This window comes from Allofrancisella frigidaquae (assembly GCF_012222825.1).
GTDB classification, from domain to species: Bacteria; Pseudomonadota; Gammaproteobacteria; order Francisellales; family Francisellaceae; genus Francisella; species Francisella frigidaquae.
This window is the reverse complement of sequence record NZ_CP038017.1, coordinates 1,097,212-1,119,721: the sequence shown is the minus strand read 5'-3', so window position 1 is coordinate 1,119,721 and position 22,510 is coordinate 1,097,212. Positions and strand designations below refer to the sequence as shown.

Genomic DNA, 22,510 nt, shown 5'->3' with positions numbered 1-22,510 from the left:
TTCATGAAAGTTTCTAATAGAAAAATTTGCATAGCGCCAATGCTCGATTGGACAGATAGGCATTATAGATACATGATGCGTCTTATCACAAAAAAAACTATGCTCTACACTGAAATGATAACTTTAAATGCTATTTTACATGGCGACAAAAGTTTTCTGCTAAAATATAATGAAATAGAACACCCAGTAACCCTCCAACTTGGAGGAAGTGTGCCCAAAGACTTTATTAAGTGCGGCAAATTAGCTCAAGATTTAGGTTATGATGAAATAAATATAAATGTTGGCTGCCCTAGCGAGAGAGTTAAAAAAGGTAACTTTGGGCTATCATTAATGGCTGAACCAGAGCTAGTAGCAAACTGTGTTAAAGCTATGAAAGATAAATTAGATATCCCAATATCTGTTAAATGCCGTACTGGATACGATCATAATGATAGCTACCAAGAATTACATAATTTTGTAGCTAAGCAAGCAGATGCTGGAGTTGATTATATATGTATCCATGCCCGTAAAGGCTGGTTAAGTGGATTATCACCAAAAGAAAACCGAACTATTCCTGAACTTAATTACGATACTGTATACCGTATAAAAAAAGATTTTCCAAATCTTGAAATAGGTATTAATGGTGGGATACAAACTACTGTAGAAATTAAAGAACATCTAAAGAATGTTGATAGTGTTATGATTGGTCGCGAAGCCTATCACAACCCAATGGTTTTCACAGATTTTGATAAGCTTTTTCATAACCATAATGATGATTATAATCAAATAACTCCTTTAGACGTTGCCTACCAAATAGCCAGCTACATAGAAGAACAAATGAGAAAAGATCCTCTTATTAAACTTAATAACATCACTAAACATACTCTAAACTTATTCAATGGTTTACCAAATGCTAAAGTGTTTAGACGTTATCTAAGTGAAAATGCTACAAAAAAAGACTCCAATGTTGATACTTTTTTAAAAGCTTTAGAAATTTTTGGGAAACAATAGTAGTTTTTTCTAACTTAAACTGACACCAAATTGTGAAGCTAGCTGCTTAACATCGTCAGGTTTTAAATCATTGATAGACTTACCATTAATAGTTGTCTTCTTTAGCAGATCTTTTGTTTTTTTATCTAAGCCAGCCTGTTTAGCTAAGTTTTCAGCTGTTTTCTTAGCCGCCTCTGTGCTTAACAAACTAGTTAAAGATGACGTGTCTGCAGTGAAACTAACTTTGTCCAAATCACCAGAAATAGTAGCATCTAAAGTCAAATCTGAAATTTTTTGCTTTGTTTTTTGAAAACTCACAGCAACGTCTGTGAAATTTAGCTTTAAAGGAATATCAAAACTAATATTTCTAACATCCTTAAACTGCCATTTACCACTACCTGTGATATCTAAGCTATCTGCATCAATTCCAACTCCTTGAATACTCAAACCCTTAGCAAGCTCACCAGTTAAGTTTTTCAGATCAAAACTTACTGTATTATCAACTCCTACTTGATTTGATATAACTACTCTCGCGGCCATCTTATCATTACTTGATGATTTTACATTAATCTCTGTTGGTTTAGCTAATAGAATTGGATTTGTTGAAAGGTTCGAAATCTTGACATCATAAACCATATCCTCATTTTCATAACCTTTAATATTCATATTTTGAATAGTAAAGTCTGGAGCCTTATCGTGTAGATGCTTAGCTTGAATGTTAGCATAACCATATACTTTAGCCTGCTGGCTGATTTCAGCAGCTGTTGTTTTAGAGCTGTCACCCTGTGATTGTGTAGGAGACCTAAAGTACGCAAGAAACTCTACAACCTGTTTGATTCCTTTTGCAACATCTTTTGTCACCTTTGCTTTTTTTGTAATTTCTTGAATATCAATTTGTTGCATACTAGTGCTAACTTTTTTTATGCTTTTTGCAACCTCTTGAGAGCTTTTTTCAGAAGCAGAGGCATTTATATTCTGAGATTTAATATATAACGAACCTTTTTTATCTCTAGTTTTATCAAGACTAACATCTGTAACCTCGACATTCTTAAGAGAGATCTGCTTTGTTAGTAATTTAGATATATCCAAACTTGCGTTTATAGACCCTGCATAAAACCTATCTTTATTTAGATTAGCTGGGTCAGCAGCTCCCAAACCATTAACCTGAAGATTTGCACTAGCAATATTTAAACTTATAGAATCATAATCAACTGTAGCCCCATTTGCTTTAGTTAATTGCTGTTTTATTATGTTTGAAACTAAAGCCGTCTCTAAAACTTGTGGAGCAAAAGCTATACCAGCAATAAACAGTATTACCAACACAGCTCCCCAAACCCTTATAGGTTGTCTAAATTTTCTAGCTTGGATTTTTTGCCAATCAACTTTAGCAATGTTTTTACCAAAAATTACTTTAGAGGCTATTTTGACACTTAATTTACTAGTAACCTTTTGGTACATTTGGCTTTGAGATTGCATACTTACCATTTTAGCAACCATTTTTTTATAAGCTTTAGCAATAAGCAATCCAAATGCAATACCTAATATTAAAGAGACAAAAAAAGCGCCAGTTACCAAATAATAATCAAAACCCAAATATGCCAAAACAGGTGTATTAACTACAGTTTTAAATAGTGGTTGAGTAAAACCATCCAATAGCCATCTACCTATAGTAAAGCTTATACCCTCTAAGAGATATGACAATAATTTTGCAAAAAATGCAATAATAACAAACAGCCCTATATTTACACGCAATATCAATACTAAAACTATTATTAGTAAAAATAAAAATGGTGCATAACTAAAGCCTGGTATAAATCCAAATACAAAACCAAATATAGATACTAACAGAAGTTGTGCTGGCGTTGATGGACTGAATATAACTTTTACAAACATATCATATAGTTTATTCATACAACTCTCCTTAATTTACGAATAGTTTTCTAATAATTTTCTACTTATAACATCAAACACACTATACTGAATATGATAGGAAAATTCCACCAATTTAAGCTAATATTTTGAAATCTAGAACTAGTTTATGGGGCTGTTGCAAGCCGGAATTAGATGGGTGGTAACAAGGCAAAAATATTCGAAAAAGCGCAGTTTACACATAGTAAATGAGCATTTGGAGAATATTTTTAACACAGTTAGAAACATATAATTTTAGTTTGCAGCAGTCACTTTATAAAGAATTTACAAACAATTTATCTTTTCTCTTACATGCAGCGAGCACAGGACCAAACAACGACTATAAAAACTAATAAACATAATGATAATCTATAAACATTTCTAACGTATTTTTATTAGAAAAATGTACTTAAATACGTTATCATTTACAAGGTATTGACTTAAATTTCGTAAATAGATCAAATAAGGAAAAATCAATGAACTTACATGAATATCAAGCTAAAGAGCTTTTAGAAAGTTATGGTCTAAAGGTTCAAAAAGGTATTGTAGCGACTAATCCAAATGAAGCAGCTCAAGCTTTTGATCAAATCGGTGGTAAATTTGCTGTAATAAAGGCTCAAGTACATGCTGGTGGTCGTGGTAAAGCTGGTGGTGTTAAAGTTGTCAAGTCATCTCAAGAAGCTCGTGAAGTTGCTGAAAAACTTATCGGAACAAATTTAGTTACATTCCAAACAGATGCTGATGGTCAGCCAGTAAATTCTGTAGGTGTGTTTGAGGACGTTTATCCTGTATCTCGTGAGCTATACTTAGGCGCTGTAGTTGATAGATCTAGTCGTAAAGTTACATTTATGGCGTCTTCTGAAGGTGGTGTAGATATTGAAGAAGTAGCACATAACTCCCCTGAAAAAATCCTTAAAGTAGAAGTTGATCCTTTGGTTGGTCTACAACCTTTCCAAGCTCGTGAAGTTGCTTTTAAACTTGGTCTAGAAGGTAAGCAAATTAATGATTTTACAAAAACTATGTTAGGTGCGTATAAAGCTTTTATCGAATGTGATTTTGCTTTATTTGAAATAAATCCTCTTGCTGTTAGAGAAAATGGCGATATAGTTTGTGTTGATGGCAAAATCAACCTAGATTCAAATGCTCTGTATAGACACCCTAAGCTACTAGCTCTTAGAGATAAATCTCAAGAAAATGCCAAAGAATTAAAAGCTTCTGAGCATGAGTTAAATTACGTTGCTCTAGAAGGTAATATCGGTTGTATGGTAAATGGTGCTGGACTTGCTATGGCTACTATGGATATCATTCAATTGTACGGTGGCAAACCTGCCAACTTCCTAGATGTTGGTGGTGGCGCTACTAAAGAAAGAGTAATTGAGGCTTTCAAACTAATTTTAGATGACGAAAATGTAAAAGCTGTCTTAATTAACATATTTGGTGGTATTGTTCGTTGCGATATGATTGCAGAAGCTATTATCGAAGCTGTTAAAGAAGTAAACGTGACGGTACCTGTAGTAGTACGTCTAGAAGGTAATAATGCTGAACTTGGTTCTAAGATTTTATCTGAATCTGGATTAAAGCTTATTCCTGCTGATGGTTTAGCTGATGCTGCTGATAAGGTTGTAAAATCACTAGGTTAATTAATTAAAACAGTTAAAAGGATATTAAACAATGAGCGTATTAGTTAATAAAAATACAAAAGTTTTAGTACAAGGATTTACTGGTAAAAACGGTACTTTCCACTCAGAACAAGCTATTGCATATGGTACAAATATCGTTGGTGGTGTAACTCCTGGAAAAGGAGGTCAAACTCACTTAGGTAAACCAGTATTTAACACTATGAAAGAAGCTGTAGAAGCTACTGGTGCTGACGCATCTGTAATTTATGTACCAGCTCCGTTTGTAAAAGATTCTGCTATAGAGGCCATCGATTCTGGTGTTAAATTAGTGGTAATTATTACAGAAGGTGTACCAACTCTAGATATGTTAGTAGTTAAAGAGTATTTAGAAGGTAAAGATGTTAGAGTTATTGGTCCAAACTGTCCTGGTATAATTACTCCAGGTGAATGTAAAATTGGTATCATGCCTGGACATATTCATATGCCTGGTAAAGTTGGTATCATCTCTCGTTCTGGCACTCTAACTTACGAAGCAGTAGCTCAAACTACTAAACTTGGTTTTGGGCAATCTACTTGTATCGGTATTGGTGGTGACCCGATACCTGGTATGAACCAAATAGAAGCTCTAAAGCTGTTAGAAAATGACCCTCAAACAGAAGCTATCGTTTTAATCGGTGAAATTGGTGGTACAGCTGAAGAAGAAGCTGCAGAATACATCAAACATAATGTAACTAAACCTGTTATCGGTTATATCGCAGGTGTAACTGCACCTCCAGGAAAACGTATGGGCCATGCTGGTGCTATTATCTCTGGTGGTAAAGGTACAGCAGAAGAGAAATTTGCTGCATTTGAAGCTGCTGGTATCGCTTACACAAGATCTCCTGCTGAGATTGGTAAAAAACTTAAAGAAGTTACTGGTTGGTAAATATAAGTATAGACTTCAACAAGCCTAACTACCTGATCTTTTTATAACTCACAAAATATTGATTCTAAGATTTAATAAAAACGATATTATTTACAGAATCATTACTTACTGCTACTTAATAAGAAATTGTGGATATAAATTTTAAACCACTAATCAGCTATACAGCCAATCCCAGTACTATTATAAGCATTATTCATTGCCGCGTAAGTAACACCACTACTCCAGCTGCTGTCACTATACATTACAGTCCCGCTACTTCCAGTTACTCCAGAAATACGAACTACACGATCTGGTGCAAGATCAACCATTTCTTGAGTAACATGGTAACCTGTTTCACAAGTAAACCTTAGCTTACCACCTTCTGCAGCTACCGTTGCAACGTTCTTTTTATCACCACTGTAACCCACAAACTCTACTGCTATTTCCTCTGCTGTTTTTGTGGTCCCATTTGGAACTTCATATAAAACAGATATAGCGTTACCTGTTATTACATCCTCTGTAGATGTTGCTATCACCTTACCATCTAAAGATACTTCCAAGGTTACTGTGTAAGTTGTATTTGCTACTGGAAAAAAATAATTTATCTCTTGGCCTGTACCGATTTCTGTACCATTTACTTTCCAAGTAAAGGTTGCATTATCTGGTATTCCAGTATCTGTTATGTCAGCCGTAAAATGGTAATTTAATCCAGAGATTACTTCAGAGGCTATCTTAGGAGCTCCATACTCAACTGTAAAAGTCTTTGTAAGGCTTATCTCTTGAGTAGTACCATCGGGATTAACTATGCTCCCAGAAACACTTATTTCTTTTGATTCCACAGAATCAAATACATATCCTGTAGGGTTTGCTGTATCTAAACACACATCATTTTCACATGCTGTTAACCCTGCATCTAACATTTGCTGAGCTGAGGCATAATCTCCTCCTGATATATTCCATGTGACATCAAACTGTGTACCTTCAGCAGCTCCTAAAGGCTCTGATTTTAATACTTGGTCAACATATTTACCTAGCACATTTGTATATCTAAGTAAATCAACATCATCCACTACCACGCTACATACTACGCTACTACAGTCGGTAACTATCTGATACTCTTTTACTTTTTCTGATGAGCCACAACTACTTAATAATGAAGTCGATGCTAGTAGAGCTACCACCTTTATTAATTTTTTATTCATAATCACCCCATGCAATAATAATTTAAAATAACATATTTGTATTTTTTTATTAATATGTGCAATAAAATATTTTAGTTAAATTTTTTTTAATTTCAACAAATTTTAGTTAAATTTTAAACCTATGATGTAATATGGAAATTTATTTAGCTATTAATAAAATAGAAATGATTAGTATTAATAAACTTAGCCCCAGCAACTTATAACTACCGTAAGCTCATATTGATATGAAATTTGAAAAGAAACCCTTGTAAAAGCGGCTACGGAATGCTTGGGTTGTGTAATTTAAGTGTTATGCGACAATGATGATAACCATATCTATTCACTGCTATTAACGGTAGTACGTTTTTCACACTCGTACAACATAACTATATTTTTATGATCAGCTTTAATAGTTACCTCAACTGGGGCCTGATAATAAAGTTCTCTACGTTATTAGTAATTTAACTTACAAATGCCAGATGAAATATGATATCTTCGTTTTTGAGTAAATTGGATATAATAATCGCATAAGATTTATGTTAGTAAAATTAAATGATGAAGGATTTTAGTATAACTATGATTACTTTAGAAATATGTATTGATAACTACCAGTCAATTATACATGCTCAAAGGGCTAAAGCTGATAGGCTAGAGCTTTGCTCTGCTCTTGGAGTTGAAGGACTTACGCCCTCACCTAGCTTAGTAAAATTTGCTAAAGATAATTTCACAGGCTCATTGCAAGCCATGATTCGTCATCGAGCTGGTGATTTTTATTATGATGAAACTGATCAACAGATTATGCTTGATGATTTGCAAATGATGCTTGAACTAGATGTAAATGGGATTGTGATTGGAGCCTTAACAAAAGAAAATAAAGTCGATAAAGAGTTCTTAGAGCCATTTATTAAACTTACAAAACAAGCCAATAAAGAGCTAACTTTTCATAGAGCTATAGATTTAACAGCTGAAATACACACTAGTACAAAAGAAATCGTTGATCTTGGTTTTGATAGAATTCTCACATCAGGAGCAGCTACAAATGTAATAGAAGGATTAAAAACCATAAAATCCCTACAACAAGAGTTTGGCTGCCAAATACAAATAATGCCTGGAGGTGGTATTAACTCAAATAATATAAAAGAAATTTTAGATACCACAAAAGTAACAAATATCCATTGCTCTGCTTCTAAAAAGATATTAAGAACTGATGACTTTAGTGTTTTTCCTCAGTCAGCTTTAGAGATTAAAATTAGTCAAAAAAATGAGATCAAACAAATCAAATCTATGCTATAGCTTTTATATTTTAATTTAATACAATTAAAATATAATTATATATACAACTTATTTAAAATTTTTTTGTTTAAACAAATATTGGTTGAAATTTTTGACTACTGTCGTATAATAATTTAATTATATATTTTTTATTTATTAAAATATATTTAACTATATTTAGTTAATTTATTTATAAAAATAACCTCCTACAGCATAAGGATTAAACAAAATGAATGAATATAAAACACTAAGCTATAGCGAACTCTTGGCTCATAAAGATGAAGAATGTTGTATTTGTCAAGATCTCATATACCATAACAAAAGTAAAAAAGATGCTAGAGCATGTGAAACTACATGTTGTAAACGTTTATTACATATAGTATGCATAGAAAGCTGGTTATTTGCTAATTCTACTTGCCCATATTGCAGAGCAGTTTGCACCTCACCATTAACTGAAATGAGGTATGATTATAAAGCCAGACTCCCAGAAGCTCCTTTCCAGAACTTAAGTGACTGTCAAGCTTGGTTTAAAGAAATAATTAATGCGATTATACCAACCTACTTTCAAACCGCATTTTGGGGTAAGTATACTGAGTATACTGAGCTTAAAGTAGGTGTGGATGGACCACTGAGTGTGAAAAATATTAAAAAAGCAATTCAAATCGCTACAGATGAATACCTAGAGTGGCGTAAGAACAGAGGGGTTATAAATTTCTTTAGGCACAATGGTAATAAAGGGATAGTAAGAGCAAATACATTTAACAATGAAATTCAAAACTGGAAATATGACAAGTACAGCTCTTCAGATCCTAACAATTTATTTAATCTAATTTGTAAAAAAATAGAAAGATTTCCTCGTAAAGCTCATTCGTATACTTCATTTATATTAAATACTCTTTGCAACATAGAACCAATAGCCGATCACATCACACTTCATTGCCATACATATAAAGACTATAACGATTATGGGTGGTTTCAAGGATATGGTATTTGTGACTTTACTTCCGAAACACAAATTGCTCGTGATGCACGTAATGAATTACTTAGCGGAAAATTACTGGATATATTTAATCAACTACCTACCAGCAAAAAATGTAAAGAAATTAAAAAACAATATCATAACCTACTATATGCCAAAATATTTGGAAACGTAGATTGCATTAAAAAGTTTTGGAGAATATGCTTTGGTAAAGATCTTTCCAGCGGCTCATCACAGTATTTACACTTGGAAAATATATTTACCAATAACCGCAGCTTAAACATATCTGGCAAAATACTAAACCCAAGCTCTACTCAATTGTCACTAAGTGACAATACCGATTTTATTATTATTGTTGCAAATAACTTCGACGATTACTCCAGTTTGTATGGAGCAATAAATAATTGTGGTAATCTTCCTATAGTATGTGTTATACCTTTATAACGTTATTGACCAAAATACGTCTTCCACATTCTTAGCAATACTGCTATGTCTTTAAGATCTGCGTTACTAGCCACATCGAGAGGGCTAAGTTTATTTATAAATTCAGTACCATATAACTTTATGCTATAATTTTTTGAATAAAGAATTTTACTTATATTTATAGAAAACATGACAAACCATCATAAATTAATCATCTTAGGATCTGGCCCTGCTGGCTATACTGCAGCAATATATGCAGCTCGAGCAAACTTAAACCCGGTAATAATCACAGGTATGCAGCCAGGTGGTCAACTTACAACCACTACAGATGTTGATAACTGGCCAGGTGAGCCTGATGGCATTATGGGTCCTGATCTAATGGAGAAATTACAAAAGCAAGCTCAAAGATTTGATACTCAAATTGCATTTGACACAATAAATTCAGTAGATTTACAAAATAAGCCGTTTAAATTAGTTGGTGAACTAGGAGAATATACTTGTGATGCTTTGATTATCGCTACTGGAGCTACAGCTAAATACCTTGGTTTAGAGTCAGAAGAAAAATTCATGGGTAAAGGTGTTTCAGCTTGTGCTACTTGTGATGGTTTTTTCTATAAAAATAAAGATGTAGCCGTAATTGGTGGTGGTAACACTGCTGTGGAAGAAGCTCTTTTTTTATCAAACATCGCTAAATCTGTAACTTTAATACACCGTAGAGACACACTTAGATCTGAAAAAATTCTTATCGATAAGCTAATGGAAAAAGCTAAAGATGGTAATGTGAATATCATCTGGGACACTACATTAGAAGAAGTACTTGGCGATGATACGGGGGTTAACGCTCTACGTGTTAAAAATGTCAAAACTAATGAAGAATCTCAAATTGATGTAACTGGCGTATTCATTGCCATTGGTCACACTCCAAATACTGGTATTTTTAAAGATCAACTAGAGATGGAAAATGGTTATATTAAAGTCAAATCAGGTTTAGCTGGTGATGCTACTCAAACAAACATCAAAGGTGTATTTGCAGCTGGTGATGTAGCTGACCATATTTATAAACAGGCTGTAACTTCAGCTGGCACAGGATGCATGGCTGCTTTAGATGCTGAAAAATATCTAGATAGTTTAATAAAGGTATAAATCTTAAGGTAGTGAAAAATTTTTAGTTAAACCTGAAAATTGTATTTTCTGATGACCATCATATTCAATCACTATATAAACATTTTCAAAATTTAGGTTATGTTATTAAGGTTGCATAAACTAAAACTTACAACGCAGCAATAAAATTAAGCAAGGAATCCCGCATGTCAATAAATAATAGCGATATGGTTGTCCATATTATTCATGGCGCTCATGTACACACTAAGAGCTTAGCTAATTTATCTCCTGACGATTACATCCAATCACAAATCGATACAATAAAGGGTTATGCCAATACTCTGGTGCAGCATAAAATAGGACAAAGGCATTTAGTCATCTGTCCTGAATATTTTTTAACTTATAAAGACAAGGAGCATCCTGGCTCCACAAAGGAAGAGTACAAGAAATACCTTACAGGACTTTCAAACATTCCGGCATATGTAATTTTAGTGCCTGGTACATGTATGCGTAAAAAACCTGTTAACAGTATTTACGATGATCTTCTAGACCTTCACACTAGTTTGGTTCAAAAAAATGATACTGAGGATAACACTATTTCACAGCAAATAAAGAATACCGTCGAACAGGAGCTTGATTATCACAAGCCACGTTTAGCAAATAAATATCCACAACTAAACTCTCTTGCCAACTACCGTTATCAAGTGTACAAAAAAGCTTTTGAGAAGACTAATTTCCAAAATATTTATGCTGTTAGTAAAGTAAGTAGTTTAAACGCTATAAATTTCATCAGAAATGAGTATAGCAAATTTGACGTTAATAATATTAAGCAAATGAATTTCGTATTTAATACTTTGAATGTTATCTATAATAAAAAGAATGTATATAAGTATAATAAGCGAAGTTTCTGGAACGAAAAAAAATCGCAAACTGATTCAATCTATATGCCTTTAAATTTAAACTATGGCCATACATTAACGCTTGATAATCAGATAAATTTTTCTTTTGAAATATGTTTTGATCACAGATTAAAAATTCGATACAATGATATAAAAAATAATCAGGCAAAACCTTCAGATTATCATATCGTCCTATCTGACTCTGTCAATAGTGATTTTAATACTTACCTAGCACCGTATCTTATCCATAGTAGCACAGATATACTTAATTCAGGACTTTTTGTTTGGGATAATAGCTCTTACGTTAAACACTATCCTTGCTCACATACTTCAATTTTAAATAGTAAAACTAATACTAGATATCAAGTACACATTCATTACTCTTATTCTTATACAGACAAGCAAAATCTAAATGATAATGTTAATTTGTTGTTTTCAGCCCTAAATGACAATGATGTCGATGCCGTAACCAATTGCATTAAGCAGATCTTATCTGTAAATCTTAGTCATGGGGAAAAAGAAAAGGTTTTAGCGGCAAAAGATAGTGATGGCACACCTGGGTTATTCATAGCTTTGCAAGATGGCTTCGCTGAAGCAGTTAAAGCGTATATTGAGGGCATTAGAAATACACCTATGATTAATAAAGATATACTTTTAGCAGCAAAAGATAGTGATGGCACGTCTGGGTTATACATGGCTTTGCAAGATGGTCATGCTGAAACAGTTAAAGCATACATTGAAGGTATTAAAAATATACCTACGATCAATAAAAATGTACTTTTAGCGGCGAAAGATAGTGATAATGTACCAGGGTTATACATGGCTTTACAAAATAATCATGCTGAAGCAGTTAAAGCATACATTGAAGGTATTAAAAATATATCTCTGATTAATAAAGATATTCTTTTGGCTGCAAAAGATATCGATGGTAAACCTGGATTATTCATGCCTATGCAAGAAGGTTATGCTGAAACAGTTAAAGCATATGTTGAAGGTATTAAAGATATACCCATGATCAATAAAGACATACTTTTAGCCGTAAAAGATATTGATGGCACACCTGGATTATTAATGGCTTTGCAAGAAGGTCATACTGAAACTGTTAAAGCGTATATTGAGGGTATTAAAGATATACCTATGATCAATAAAGAAATACTGTTGGCTGCAAAAGATAGTAATGGTACACCAGGACTAAAACTAGCTTTACAATGCAATCGTGCTGAAACTATTAAAGCGTATATTGAGGGTATTAAAGATATACCTGAGATCAACAAAGAAAAGCTTTTGATAGCAAGAGATAGTAATGGTAAACCAGGATTAAGCGCGGCTTTGCAAGAAGGCCATGATGAAGCAACTAAAGCGTATATTGAGAGTATTGAAAATATACCTGGAATCAATAAAGACATTCTTTTGATTGCAAAACGCAAAAAAATGGTGCGATTGAATTAAAAAAATGATTCTTACACGCAAAAGACTCAACCTGTACTAGTTTTGCTTTTAGCTGTAAAATTTTTAGATATTTGATGTCTTTTCTCTATGAGATTATGACAAACTAATAATTTGGGACTTTCCAAATAAATGTGTAAATTCTTAATTAACCTGCTAGATTATTTCTAGCGAAATATTAAGGATAGAAACAATGTCTAAGAATAAGAAGTCAGAAGATATTTACACAGCTATTGCAGATCAAATAATAGATTCAGGTGTTGATATTAATCAAATGTTTGAGAAAGATGGTTTGCTAAAGCAACTAACAAAACGATTATTAGAAAAAGCACTAGATGCAGAAATGAATAGTCATCTTGGTTATTCAAAACACCAAAGGACTAATTCATCAAATGCTAGGAATGGCTATAGTAACAAGACATTAGCTACAGACACAGGTAATTTGGAAATATCAGTTCCACGAGATAGAGATAGTGACTTTGAACCTCAAATAGTTCCCAAAAGAGTCACCAAGATAAACGGCTTAGACCAAAAAATTATATCTTTGTATGCTAAAGGTATGAGTACTACAGATATCCAACAACAGTTATTTGAGTTATATGATACAAAGATAAGTACAAGCTTTATAAGTGATGTTACAGAAGCTATTATTGATGATGTTAAAGCATGGCAAAATAGACCTTTAGAGTCAGTTTATCCAATAGTGTTTTTTGACTGTATAGTCGTTAAAGTTAGAGAAGACAAGCATATTATTAATAAAGCTGTGTATGTGGCTCTTGGCATATCGTTAACTGGTCATAAGGATGTATTAGGTCTTTGGATCAGTCAAAATGAAGGTGCTAAATATTGGCTTAGTGTTTTTACTGAATTAAAGAATAGAGGCTTACAGGATATATTTATAGCATGTACTGATAATTTAAAAGGCATGTCTGATGCTATACAAGCTATATACCCTGAGACAAAGCATCAGCTTTGTATCGTTCATCAAATTCGTAATAGTCTTAAGTATGTGCCATATAAAGACAAGAAAGAGGTAGCTAGAGAGTTAAAGAAAATATATGATGCTGATACCATTGCAATAGCTCAATCTGAGCTTGATAACTTTGCAAATAAATATGATACTAAATATCCTTTAATTTCAAAGTCATGGATAAATAATTGGGATAATTTAACTGTATTCTTGCAATATCCTCCAAAAATTCGTAAAGTTATTTACACTACTAATGCGATTGAATCGCTTAATAGCCAGTTTAGGAAAGTCATTAAGAATAAAAAGCTATTTCCTAAAGATGACTCTGTTTTCAAATCTTTGTACTTGGCTATAGATTATTTGACTAAAAAATGGTCTATGCCTGTTAAATATTGGAATGAGGCTATGCCTTATTTCGCTATCGAGTTTGAGCATAGAATTCAGAGATTCATGTAAGTGAATTTACACAGTTAAGTGGAAAGGCTCTTATTTTTTTCTGTAGCTCATTTACACCCTCATAACCACTGTATTTATTATCTTGAAATAAGCCACTTGGAAATATTTTTCGAGTTTTTTCTTTGTATTCTTTAACATTCTTTTCGTAGTTAGCATAGTCACTTTTAAATTGTTCTGTTATGCTAAGGAGTGTATATGGAATGTAAAAATTTTTTCTTTTTACAGGTTCAAGGCAAATTTGAAACCCCACATCATATGAAGCTATTGAATCTATTTCACTATACTTAAGTTTACTAAGGGCACTTATTCTGCTTATGTTAACTTCCTTAGACTCGTCACTTATATCACAGTATTTAAGCAATACGAAAGTAAAGTTTTGCCGATTTTGAAATTTTTTATCCCTTAATTCAGAAGTGATTAGGTTTAATGAAGAATTATTATACTTTTCTGTTCTTATTTGGTTCATCGATTTAAAAAAATCTTCTTTTAATGGTAGAAAATCTATATCAAAATATAAACCTCCAAAGTTAGCAAGAAAATGAACGTTATAAGTATCTTTTACAAAAGCATAGAAATATGGTTTATTGTATAATTTATAAACTTTTAATAGAAATCTAAAATTTTCCGTTTCAACGTCAGTCTCGCCTAAATTGTATAAGTAACTTTCAAAGTTAACTACTATTGCAGGGATACATTTAAACCTATCTTCTACTTCTTTTTTTAAGACCCATTTTTCCTTATCTGTGAACTTTTCTTTGAAACCCTTATGGCTCTCGTAGCTGTATTTATAATTTAAGCCATAGAAAGCTTCTGTTTTTTTAGGTAACAATGAATAAAAATTTTTATACGAAGTCTGGCGTCCACTTTTGTAGTGATTAATATCATTACCAATAAATAAACCAGAATCCCCTGTCGTAGGTAAAGAAATGTTTGTTAAACAACTAGTGATATCAGCTATTTTATTTTGGGATTTTAGAATTTTGTAAACAGCTTCATTACACCATAGAATAGGTATAAACAGACTTTTAGAAGTGTATAAATGTTTAGCCCAAATATTAAGGTTTTTATATACAAAATGCGGGACATCTTTCCCTTCTGGGCCAGCCCAATAAAAATGAATAAAATTACTTTCCATACTTATGCCTTTGGTTAATAGCCATTTCAAACCGGTAGTTTATTGCTTAACCTATAATAAGATTTTTATTTTTTTAAATTATACATAAAATTTAGTTATTTTTATATTTATTGTGTTAAATATTTTGGAGAGTTTCCTATGGATTTGACAAAACTGACATAGCTTTTCTACGGTCTACTATTTGATTGCTCTTACTGATACTTTTATTTGGCCTAGATAAAATTGTGTTTATGGAACCTAAATAAAAAAGTCTATTTCTTGAAAGGGTTTTTCTTATCCATCCCAGTAAAACTGAAGTGGTTAGCGGTTATATTACTTATCATAGTATTACTAAAAGTGTGTTGTTCATCTAGCATTGATCTAAAATCCTCCACAGTAATTGCATATAATTTCTTAATTTCATATGCTTGCGCTAACTCTTTGATAGTACGTATTATAAACCCATCTTTTGAACGATTATCTATTATATATCCATTTGTTATAGTTAATGCCACATGATCTACATCATTGATTATTAAAAAACTACCAGGGATTAGATCCTTTACACAATTTAGATCAATTTCTGTAAGATAATTCTCATCTGATATAAGAAACTCACCTACGGAGTTACCCATTATAGAGTGTAAATATCTTTCATTACCCCATGGAAGCATTTTTGTCATAAGAAACTTCGAATAAATATGCGAATGTTGAGAAACATCACCTAGCTTTAAATCAATATAGAATTCTGCTAGATATACCGCATCCCAGCAATTAGCTTGTAAACTTATTGTAGCAGATAATCCATGAAACTTTTCTTCAAGAGACATATACTTAGCTATATCAAATTGTGTTCCTTTTCTCCAAGTAATTAAATCTCCTATTAATGCAGCCATTAAAAGTATACGATATGATCCTTCAACGTTTTTTATATACTCCAAATTTTCCTTATTATTTAAGACCTTAAGACGATATTGCTTACGACACAACAATAGCTTTTGCAAGTATCCTAGTTTCCTTGGCATAGAAGGAGTCTTTATATATTCATGTATATAAGCAAGCGCTTCAATGTAACTCATAATAAATTATTTTTTATTAAATAACTTAAATATTATTATATAATATATGAAACTTTTTGAAAATAAAAATTTAATTAAAATGAGTTAGATTTATGTTTACTATAGATTGGAATATATATTTCAATTTATAATTTTCATGGAAGGTTATTTAGTACTATTTCTGACATTTCTTACAAAAAAAAGTATTTCTTTGTCCTATGACTAAGCTTTGTATTTCTGTTTTACAAGTATAACAAGGCTGTTTAACTCTGCCGTAAACATTCAGTTGTTGGGTAAAGTACCCGGGTTTACCTTCTGTGTTCTTATAATCCTTAAGGGTTGTTCCACCTTCTTTTATAGCTTTTTCAAGGATTTTTTTAATAGAAATTACTAGTCTGTTAGCTTCTTTTTTTGTGATAGTATTTGATTTTCTGGTTGGAAGTATACGACTATCAAAAAGAGCTTCTGAAGCGTAAATATTACCCACACCTACTACAATACTATTGTCCATAATAGTTTGTTTTATTTTTCGTGAGGTTTTTGCTAGCTTTGAAAGTAGGTAATCACAGTTAAAGTCAGCTGTTAAAGGCTCTACACCATGAGATGCTAAAACTTGATGTTCTAATGGAAATAGAGTCTCATTGATTAACCAATAGCCAAACTTACGTGGGTCATTATATATTAGACTTAGTTGATTATTTAAATCTAAAATAATATGATCATGCTTAATTACAGTATAAGTTGAAGAGTTTTTAATCTTAATTACTCCGGACATACCTAAATGGATTATTAATTGCAGATTCTTTTCTAAAAAAACTATTAAATGCTTGCCTCTTCTTTGTACGTCTTTTATTTGTTTGTTTTTTAATTTACCTAACGCTACTTTATCAAGAGGATACCTTAACTTTTCAGTGTTTATCTGTATATTTTTAATAGTATGGTCAACTACGCTATCTAATAAACCTTTTTTTACAGTTTCTACCTCAGGTAACTCTGGCATAAAATCCACATTAGTTATAAAAATTAGGATTACTATATGATAACATATTAGCGATGGTTAGTTTGCGAGTAATATGGGAGAAATATGCAATTAAGTCAGCTGAAATCCTCTATACATAAAAGGTTAAATCAAAAATATATTTATAGTTGTAACCAGGATATAGACTTTAAAAAGCTCAAAGAAACTTCAATTGTTATTGCTAACGATACCTCGATAGTTTCAGTGTTGGCACTTAAAACCTATTTACCAGATATGCATATAACAGTGCTAGATGGTTTTGATAATAGAGCAAAAGGACTTGAGAGACTACTCAGTAGAAATAATATATCTTATATTAATCATATTAGTTTTTGGGACCATAATAGTTTACTTTTTGTAAATAATAATTTTATATCCCAGATTGACCAAGATAAAAATAGATTTATATTATTTATTTGTGGTCCAGAAATGCCTTATTATTCACAACGTAAAAATTTAGATAGGCAGGTTTTCTTTGATATTACAGAGTTAAAAAGTTTAAAAACACTAATAGAAGAGTTTGATGATTTATCAGTAAGAACTTGGGAAAAGTATCTATGTTTGCTTAAATCACCAGCTGAGATATGGTTTAGACAAATGTTAAACGCTAAAAATAATAAGGTTGTAAGTGATACTACGGGAGTTTGCTTAAACGGTTATAAATTCGTAACTGCTTCTATACTTATGGCCAAAAAATTCAAAACATATCTTCCTAAAGAAGAAAATGTAGGCATTTGTCTGCCAACTAGTGCGGGTGGTTATTTAGCAATTTTATCTTTACTTATAAGCGCAAAAACAATAGTTAACCTTAACTATACTGCTTCAGAAGAGTCTCTAAGGCATGCTATAACAAGTGCTGGAATCAAAACGATAATAACCTCTAGAGCATTTGTTGAAAAGCTCAAACATAAAGGTTTTTTTGTTGAAGACGTTTTCTCTATGTGTAAAATTTTGTATCTAGAAGATATAAAAGGGCAAATATCAAAGTTTGAATCTATAAAAACATTTTTGGAAGTCAAATTGTTTTCTCCAAGTTTACTTGTTAAAAAGTACATTAAACCTACTAAGCTTGATGATCTGGCATTTATTATTTTTAGTAGCGGAAGCGAAGGCGTACCTAAAGGAATAGCTATTAAACACAAAAATTTACTAGCAAATGTTTACCAAAGTACTTTAGTTATTGAATGTAGGGAAACCGACTCGGTTGCTGGAGTGCTACCTATATTCCATGCTTTTGGTTTAACTATTTCCTTGGTTTCTTTTTTCCAAGGTGGATTCATTTCTTGTCATCCTGACCCTACAGACGCTAAGGGAGTTGCAAATTTGATTAAAGAAAATAAAGCCACAGTGTTATGTGCAACGCCGACTTTTTTGAGAATTTATACTAAAAATAAGTCAGTTAAAAAAGAAGACTTTGCTACACTAAGGCTTATAATTACAGGAGCAGAGAAGCTTTCTAAAGAAGTTCGCTCGATGTTTGAGTCTAAATTCGGTAAAGTTATTAATGAAGGGTACGGTACTACAGAATTATCACCAGTTGCTGCAGTTAATAGACCAACAAAAGCTCCAAATAAAATTGGCACAGTTGGCTTAACGGTTCCTGGAGGACAGTTTAAAATAATTCATCCAGAATCACATGAGGAGCTACCGTTAGGTACAGAAGGTATGATTATTTATCGAGGTGTTAATAAGATGGATTATTACCTTAATGATCCTATCAAAACTAAAGAAGTCATGATAGATAAGTATGGACACACTTGGTATATAACTGGTGATAAAGGTAAGATTGATGGTGAGGGCTATCTAACGGTTGTTGATAGGTATTCACGATTTGCTAAAGTGGCAGGTGAAATGATTAGTTTAGGACTGTTAGAGCAACAGATTTATGATGCTTTGCGTGGAAAAGGTTATGATTCTCATGAAATGGACTTTGAGGTCTTAGCTGTAGCTACAAATGACTCTAAACGTGGTGAGATTATTAATTTACTTTATACCTTAGAAGAAATCGAACCTAATCAGCTTAAAGATATAGTAAGGCAGTCAAAGATAGAGAATCTGTATAAACCATCAAATTATTTTAAAGTAATAGCTATACCAAAGCTTGGTTCAGGAAAAACTGATTTTTCTAGGGCAAAAAAACTCGCTAATGAACTACTTAAGGTTTAGAATGCATTTTTCAGTATTATTGCAGGAATCTATAGAAGCTTTAAATATTAATCCTCAAGGAATCTATATCGATGCTACTTTTGGTAGAGGTGGGCACTCTAAAGCTATTTTAGATAAGTTAACTACAGGAAGTTTAATAGCTTTTGACAAAGATATAGAAGCTATAGAGTATGCTAAAAATAATTTTTATAAATACAATAACTTTAAGGTGGTTCATTCTAGTTTTACAAATATATATGCTTATTGCTATAAACAAGATCTTCTTGGTAAGATAGATGGAATTATTATGGATTTGGGGGTTTCTTCCCCTCAGTTAGATAATGCTAAGCGAGGGTTTAGTTTTATGCATGATGGTCCTTTAGATATGCGTATGGACACCACTCAGGGACAAACAGCAAGAGAAGCATTAGAAACTTTAACAGTAGAAGAGCTAGCATATATTTTTAAAGTCTATGGTGAAGAGAGATTTGCCAAAAGAATAGCAATGAAAATTAAAGAGTATATAAGCGTAAATGGCTCTATTAACACTACTACTGAGCTAGCTGAATTGATAAGAAAAACAATTGGTCAAAGAGAAAAGAAAAATCCAGCTACTAGATGCTTTCAAGCGTTGCGTATATACGTTAATAATGAGCTTAAAGATTTAGAAATTTTATTAGATAATATACTAGACATTTTGAGAGTAGGTGGTAGATTAGCAGCTATATCTTTTCACTCATTGGAAGATAGAATAGTAAAACAAAAGTTTACTAACTTGATAAATCCTAAAGTAGAAATTAACAGAATTAGCCGTATGCTTCCACAAGATGAGGGTCTAAAAAAATTACAGTGGGTAGTTAAAAAAGCAAAGGCAACTGAAAATGAATTAGACAAAAATATACGCTCAAGAAGTGCTATTTTGAGGGTGGCAGAAAAGTTATGATGCTAACAAACCGGCAAATCAGAATAAGACTTTTTGAATCTCTTAGAAATAGTTTTTTTAGGAAAACAGTTGCTATATCATTCGTGCTTTTATTTCTTTTACTTGTTACAGCTTTTAGTTTGATAGTTTTACGCTTTGAATATAAGATACAACTTAATGAACAAAAAGAATTGATCGTAGAAAAAACAAAATTGGATGAACAATGGAGCCAAATAGTTTTAGAGTATAGTTCTCTAGCTACACCCACGGTTGTTGAGAATTTTGCACAAAAAGAACATATGTCTTTGCCAACAAAAAACGATATCAAATTTTTAAATGAGGGTGTTGATGAGTAGTTACCGTCATAAACTAAGGCATTTAGTCATTTTAATTCTTTTGATATTTAGCTTTTTATTTTTGTTTTTTAAGCTTGTGTATATGGAGACAGCGCAGCACCAGAAATTAAAGCAAGAAGGTGATAATCGTAGCGATAGAGGTATAGATATCAAGGCTTACCGAGGTATTATTTTAGATAGAAATGGTAATCCTCTAGCAATAAGCACCCCAGTTGATACTATTTGGGTGGACCCTTACTATATAAAATCGTCGGATCCAAAGTTGCAAAAAATAATGAATATTTTGGATTTATCACAAAAAGAGCAAGATAAGGTAAGAAACCAAGTTAAAGTTAGGGAAGGCAGGAGTGGGTTTGTATATATAAAAAGGAAAGTTCAGCCATATCTTTCTCAGCAAATTAAAGATTTAGACATAACAGGTATCCATGTGATACGTGAATTTAAACGTTATTATCCATTAGCAGAAGTAGCGGCACATATTATAGGTTTTACAAACGTTGACGGTAAGGGTCAAGAAGGCTTAGAGCTTCAATTTAATAAATTTCTTACAGGTGAAAATGGTTATTTTGAATATAAGAAAGATTTAAAAGGTGGGGTTGCATCTAAGGTTGAGGATAAGTTTATAGAATCAAGAAACGGTAATAATTTGCAGTTAAGTATAGATTCAAGATTGCAATATGTAGCTTATAAATACCTAAAAGAGGGAGTGATACAGACAAACTCTGATGCCGGTTCAGTTATTATAGAAGATGTTCGTACAGGCGAGATATTAGCAATGGCTAACTATCCATCTTATAATCCTAACACAATGGCAGATGCCTATCCTGATAGTCGTAGAAATAGGGCTGTTACAGATGTTTATGAGCTTGGTTCTGTTATGAAAGCATTTGCTGCAGCAACAGCTCTTACTTATGGTGTTGATGTTACGTCTGAGGAGCCTGTAGTAGATACCCATCCAGGATATTATCGTATAGGTAAAAACACAGTAAGGGACTCTAGGGATTATGGTGATATTGACTTAAGACATATTTTAATGAAATCTAGCAACGTTGGTATTTCTAAGCTTATCCTGGGATTAGAAGAACCTACTATATTAGAACCTTCTTTGAGAAATTTTGGATTTGGAAGTAAGACAGGCATAGAGCTTCCTGGCGAAAGAGATGGTTTTGTGCCAATTAAAGAGAAGTGGGGAGATTTTCAATTAGCAACCTTATCTTTTGGTTATGGTATGAACGCTACAGATTTACAACTTGTAGCAGCAACAACAGCAATAGCAAATAATGGAGAGTATATAAAGCCTACTATACTTAAAAGAAGGTCTGAGGATGTTGTAGATACTAGTTCTATAGTTTCAGATAAGGTTGCGCAAGAAATGATAAGTATGATGCAATCTGTAGTAGAAGATCTTGGTGGTACTGGTTCAAAAGCAGAGATTCCCCTTTATCATGTTGCAGGTAAAACTGGTACAGCACGTAAGCTTTCTGGAGGAACTTATGGAGCAAATTATCTGGCAAGTTTTATTGGTATGGCACCGGCAAGTGATCCTCAGATAGCTATTGCAGTTACCATAGATAATCCAAAAGGTGATAGCTATGGTGGTGGAGCAGTAGCAGCTCCAATATTTGCTAAGATAGCATTAAGTAGCTTACAAATCTTAGGTATCAAGCCTGACAAGATTGCTAAGTAGTTCTTTGTTTTTATTATCCAATAGTATATAATTATCCATTGGTAAACTGTTCCTTTGTGCGGTTTGCTAGATGTTAATTTAGA

Annotated in this window: 17 protein-coding genes; 12 read left to right on the top strand and 5 right to left on the bottom strand. The window is 32.5% G+C overall.

Translation table 11 applies throughout. The features are described 5' to 3' along the window. Positions 1–3: 3 nt before the first annotated feature. Positions 4–990: a tRNA dihydrouridine(20/20a) synthase DusA gene (dusA, locus tag E3E15_RS05225; protein ID WP_172106861.1), complete on the top strand. Its 987-nt coding sequence runs from the start codon at positions 4–6 to the stop codon at positions 988–990. A gap of 9 nt (positions 991–999) precedes the next feature. On the opposite strand, the gene E3E15_RS05220 is transcribed toward dusA, so the two are convergent. After that, complete coding sequence (locus tag E3E15_RS05220) at positions 1,000–2,880, bottom strand: TIGR03546 family protein (protein ID WP_172106860.1); 1,881 nt, start codon at positions 2,878–2,880, stop codon at positions 1,000–1,002. Positions 2,881–3,353: 473 nt separating this feature from the next. Between E3E15_RS05220 and sucC the strand changes: the two genes are divergently transcribed. Together sucC and sucD are read left to right on the top strand one after the other, a co-directional pair. Continuing rightward, on the top strand, positions 3,354–4,517 hold the full coding sequence (gene sucC, locus E3E15_RS05215) for an ADP-forming succinate--CoA ligase subunit beta (protein WP_035719629.1): 1,164 nt from the start codon (positions 3,354–3,356) through the stop codon (positions 4,515–4,517). Between the two features lie 31 nt (positions 4,518–4,548). Next, positions 4,549–5,421, top strand: a complete 873-nt coding sequence (gene sucD, locus E3E15_RS05210; RefSeq protein ID WP_035719631.1) for a succinate--CoA ligase subunit alpha — start codon at positions 4,549–4,551, stop codon at positions 5,419–5,421. Between the two features lie 149 nt (positions 5,422–5,570). Here the strand turns inward: sucD and E3E15_RS05205 are convergent, their stop codons facing one another. Beyond that, complete coding sequence (locus E3E15_RS05205; RefSeq protein WP_172106859.1) at positions 5,571–6,602, bottom strand: DUF3281 family protein; 1,032 nt, start codon at positions 6,600–6,602, stop codon at positions 5,571–5,573. Between the two features lie 555 nt (positions 6,603–7,157). Between E3E15_RS05205 and E3E15_RS05200 the strand changes: the two genes are divergently transcribed. The 5 genes from E3E15_RS05200 to E3E15_RS05180 all read left to right on the top strand — a co-directional run bounded on the left by E3E15_RS05200 (position 7,158) and on the right by E3E15_RS05180 (position 14,127). Continuing rightward, a complete protein-coding gene (locus E3E15_RS05200; RefSeq protein WP_172106858.1) occupies positions 7,158–7,874 on the top strand; it encodes a copper homeostasis protein CutC in 717 nt (238 codons plus the stop codon). Between the two features lie 208 nt (positions 7,875–8,082). Then, the gene (locus tag E3E15_RS05195) at positions 8,083–9,276 is read left to right on the top strand and encodes an RING finger protein (protein WP_172106857.1); all 1,194 of its coding nucleotides are present in this window, start codon (positions 8,083–8,085) and stop codon (positions 9,274–9,276) included. A gap of 168 nt (positions 9,277–9,444) precedes the next feature. Then, positions 9,445–10,398, top strand: coding sequence for a thioredoxin-disulfide reductase (gene trxB, locus E3E15_RS05190; protein WP_172106856.1), 954 nt, complete (start codon positions 9,445–9,447; stop codon positions 10,396–10,398). Between the two features lie 164 nt (positions 10,399–10,562). After that, positions 10,563–12,704: an ankyrin repeat domain-containing protein gene (locus tag E3E15_RS05185; protein ID WP_172106855.1), complete on the top strand. Its 2,142-nt coding sequence runs from the start codon at positions 10,563–10,565 to the stop codon at positions 12,702–12,704. Positions 12,705–12,894: 190 nt separating this feature from the next. Next, on the top strand, positions 12,895–14,127 hold the full coding sequence (locus E3E15_RS05180) for an IS256 family transposase (RefSeq protein WP_172106156.1): 1,233 nt from the start codon (positions 12,895–12,897) through the stop codon (positions 14,125–14,127). On the opposite strand, the gene E3E15_RS05175 is transcribed toward E3E15_RS05180, so the two are convergent. From E3E15_RS05175 to mutM, 3 genes are all read right to left on the bottom strand, one after another. Then, a complete protein-coding gene (locus tag E3E15_RS05175) occupies positions 14,120–15,262 on the bottom strand; it encodes a hypothetical protein (RefSeq protein WP_172106854.1) in 1,143 nt (380 codons plus the stop codon). The two genes, E3E15_RS05180 and E3E15_RS05175, sit on opposite strands and share 8 nt — an antisense overlap. Positions 15,263–15,513: 251 nt before the next feature. Continuing rightward, positions 15,514–16,320, bottom strand: coding sequence for a hypothetical protein (locus tag E3E15_RS05170; RefSeq protein WP_172106853.1), 807 nt, complete (start codon positions 16,318–16,320; stop codon positions 15,514–15,516). A gap of 154 nt (positions 16,321–16,474) precedes the next feature. Further along, positions 16,475–17,299, bottom strand: coding sequence for a bifunctional DNA-formamidopyrimidine glycosylase/DNA-(apurinic or apyrimidinic site) lyase (gene mutM, locus E3E15_RS05165; RefSeq protein ID WP_172106852.1), 825 nt, complete (start codon positions 17,297–17,299; stop codon positions 16,475–16,477). Between the two features lie 84 nt (positions 17,300–17,383). On the opposite strand from mutM, the gene migR reads away from it, so the two are divergent. The 4 genes from migR to E3E15_RS05145 are packed head-to-tail and all read left to right on the top strand — an operon-like array spanning position 17,384 to position 22,427. After that, positions 17,384–19,483 carry an iglABCD operon regulator MigR gene (gene migR, locus E3E15_RS05160; RefSeq protein WP_172106851.1) on the top strand — a complete coding sequence of 700 codons (2,100 nt, stop codon included), beginning with the start codon at positions 17,384–17,386 and terminating at the stop codon, positions 19,481–19,483. 1 nt (position 19,484) lies between these two features. After that, positions 19,485–20,405, top strand: coding sequence for a 16S rRNA (cytosine(1402)-N(4))-methyltransferase RsmH (rsmH, locus tag E3E15_RS05155; RefSeq protein WP_172106850.1), 921 nt, complete (start codon positions 19,485–19,487; stop codon positions 20,403–20,405). After that, positions 20,402–20,740: a cell division protein FtsL gene (ftsL, locus tag E3E15_RS05150; RefSeq protein WP_035719606.1), complete on the top strand. Its 339-nt coding sequence runs from the start codon at positions 20,402–20,404 to the stop codon at positions 20,738–20,740. The genes rsmH and ftsL overlap by 4 nt, the downstream gene beginning before the upstream one ends. After that, positions 20,733–22,427 (top strand): peptidoglycan D,D-transpeptidase FtsI family protein, encoded by a 1,695-nt coding sequence (locus tag E3E15_RS05145; RefSeq protein ID WP_172106849.1) that lies wholly within the window; start codon positions 20,733–20,735, stop codon positions 22,425–22,427. The genes ftsL and E3E15_RS05145 overlap by 8 nt, the downstream gene beginning before the upstream one ends. The last annotated feature ends 83 nt before the right edge of the window (positions 22,428–22,510 follow it).

Bases quoted from the DNA above. Each gene is read 5' to 3' on its own strand.
- rsmH (WP_172106850.1), top strand. From the start codon at position 19,485: ATGCATTTTTCAGTATTATTGCAGGAATCTATAGAAGCTTTAAATATT.
- E3E15_RS05175 (WP_172106854.1), bottom strand. From the start codon at position 15,262: ATGGAAAGTAATTTTATTCATTTTTATTGGGCTGGCCCAGAAGGGAAA.
- E3E15_RS05180 (WP_172106156.1), top strand. From the start codon at position 12,895: ATGTCTAAGAATAAGAAGTCAGAAGATATTTACACAGCTATTGCAGAT.
- mutM (WP_172106852.1), bottom strand. From the start codon at position 17,299: ATGCCAGAGTTACCTGAGGTAGAAACTGTAAAAAAAGGTTTATTAGAT.
- E3E15_RS05200 (WP_172106858.1), top strand. From the start codon at position 7,158: ATGATTACTTTAGAAATATGTATTGATAACTACCAGTCAATTATACAT.
- ftsL (WP_035719606.1), top strand. From the start codon at position 20,402: ATGATGCTAACAAACCGGCAAATCAGAATAAGACTTTTTGAATCTCTT.
- migR (WP_172106851.1), top strand. From the start codon at position 17,384: ATGCAATTAAGTCAGCTGAAATCCTCTATACATAAAAGGTTAAATCAA.
- trxB (WP_172106856.1), top strand. From the start codon at position 9,445: ATGACAAACCATCATAAATTAATCATCTTAGGATCTGGCCCTGCTGGC.
- E3E15_RS05205 (WP_172106859.1), bottom strand. From the start codon at position 6,602: ATGAATAAAAAATTAATAAAGGTGGTAGCTCTACTAGCATCGACTTCA.
- E3E15_RS05170 (WP_172106853.1), bottom strand. From the start codon at position 16,320: ATGAGTTACATTGAAGCGCTTGCTTATATACATGAATATATAAAGACT.
- dusA (WP_172106861.1), top strand. From the start codon at position 4: ATGAAAGTTTCTAATAGAAAAATTTGCATAGCGCCAATGCTCGATTGG.
- sucC (WP_035719629.1), top strand. From the start codon at position 3,354: ATGAACTTACATGAATATCAAGCTAAAGAGCTTTTAGAAAGTTATGGT.
- sucD (WP_035719631.1), top strand. From the start codon at position 4,549: ATGAGCGTATTAGTTAATAAAAATACAAAAGTTTTAGTACAAGGATTT.
- E3E15_RS05145 (WP_172106849.1), top strand. From the start codon at position 20,733: ATGAGTAGTTACCGTCATAAACTAAGGCATTTAGTCATTTTAATTCTT.
- E3E15_RS05220 (WP_172106860.1), bottom strand. From the start codon at position 2,880: ATGAATAAACTATATGATATGTTTGTAAAAGTTATATTCAGTCCATCA.
- E3E15_RS05185 (WP_172106855.1), top strand. From the start codon at position 10,563: ATGTCAATAAATAATAGCGATATGGTTGTCCATATTATTCATGGCGCT.
- E3E15_RS05195 (WP_172106857.1), top strand. From the start codon at position 8,083: ATGAATGAATATAAAACACTAAGCTATAGCGAACTCTTGGCTCATAAA.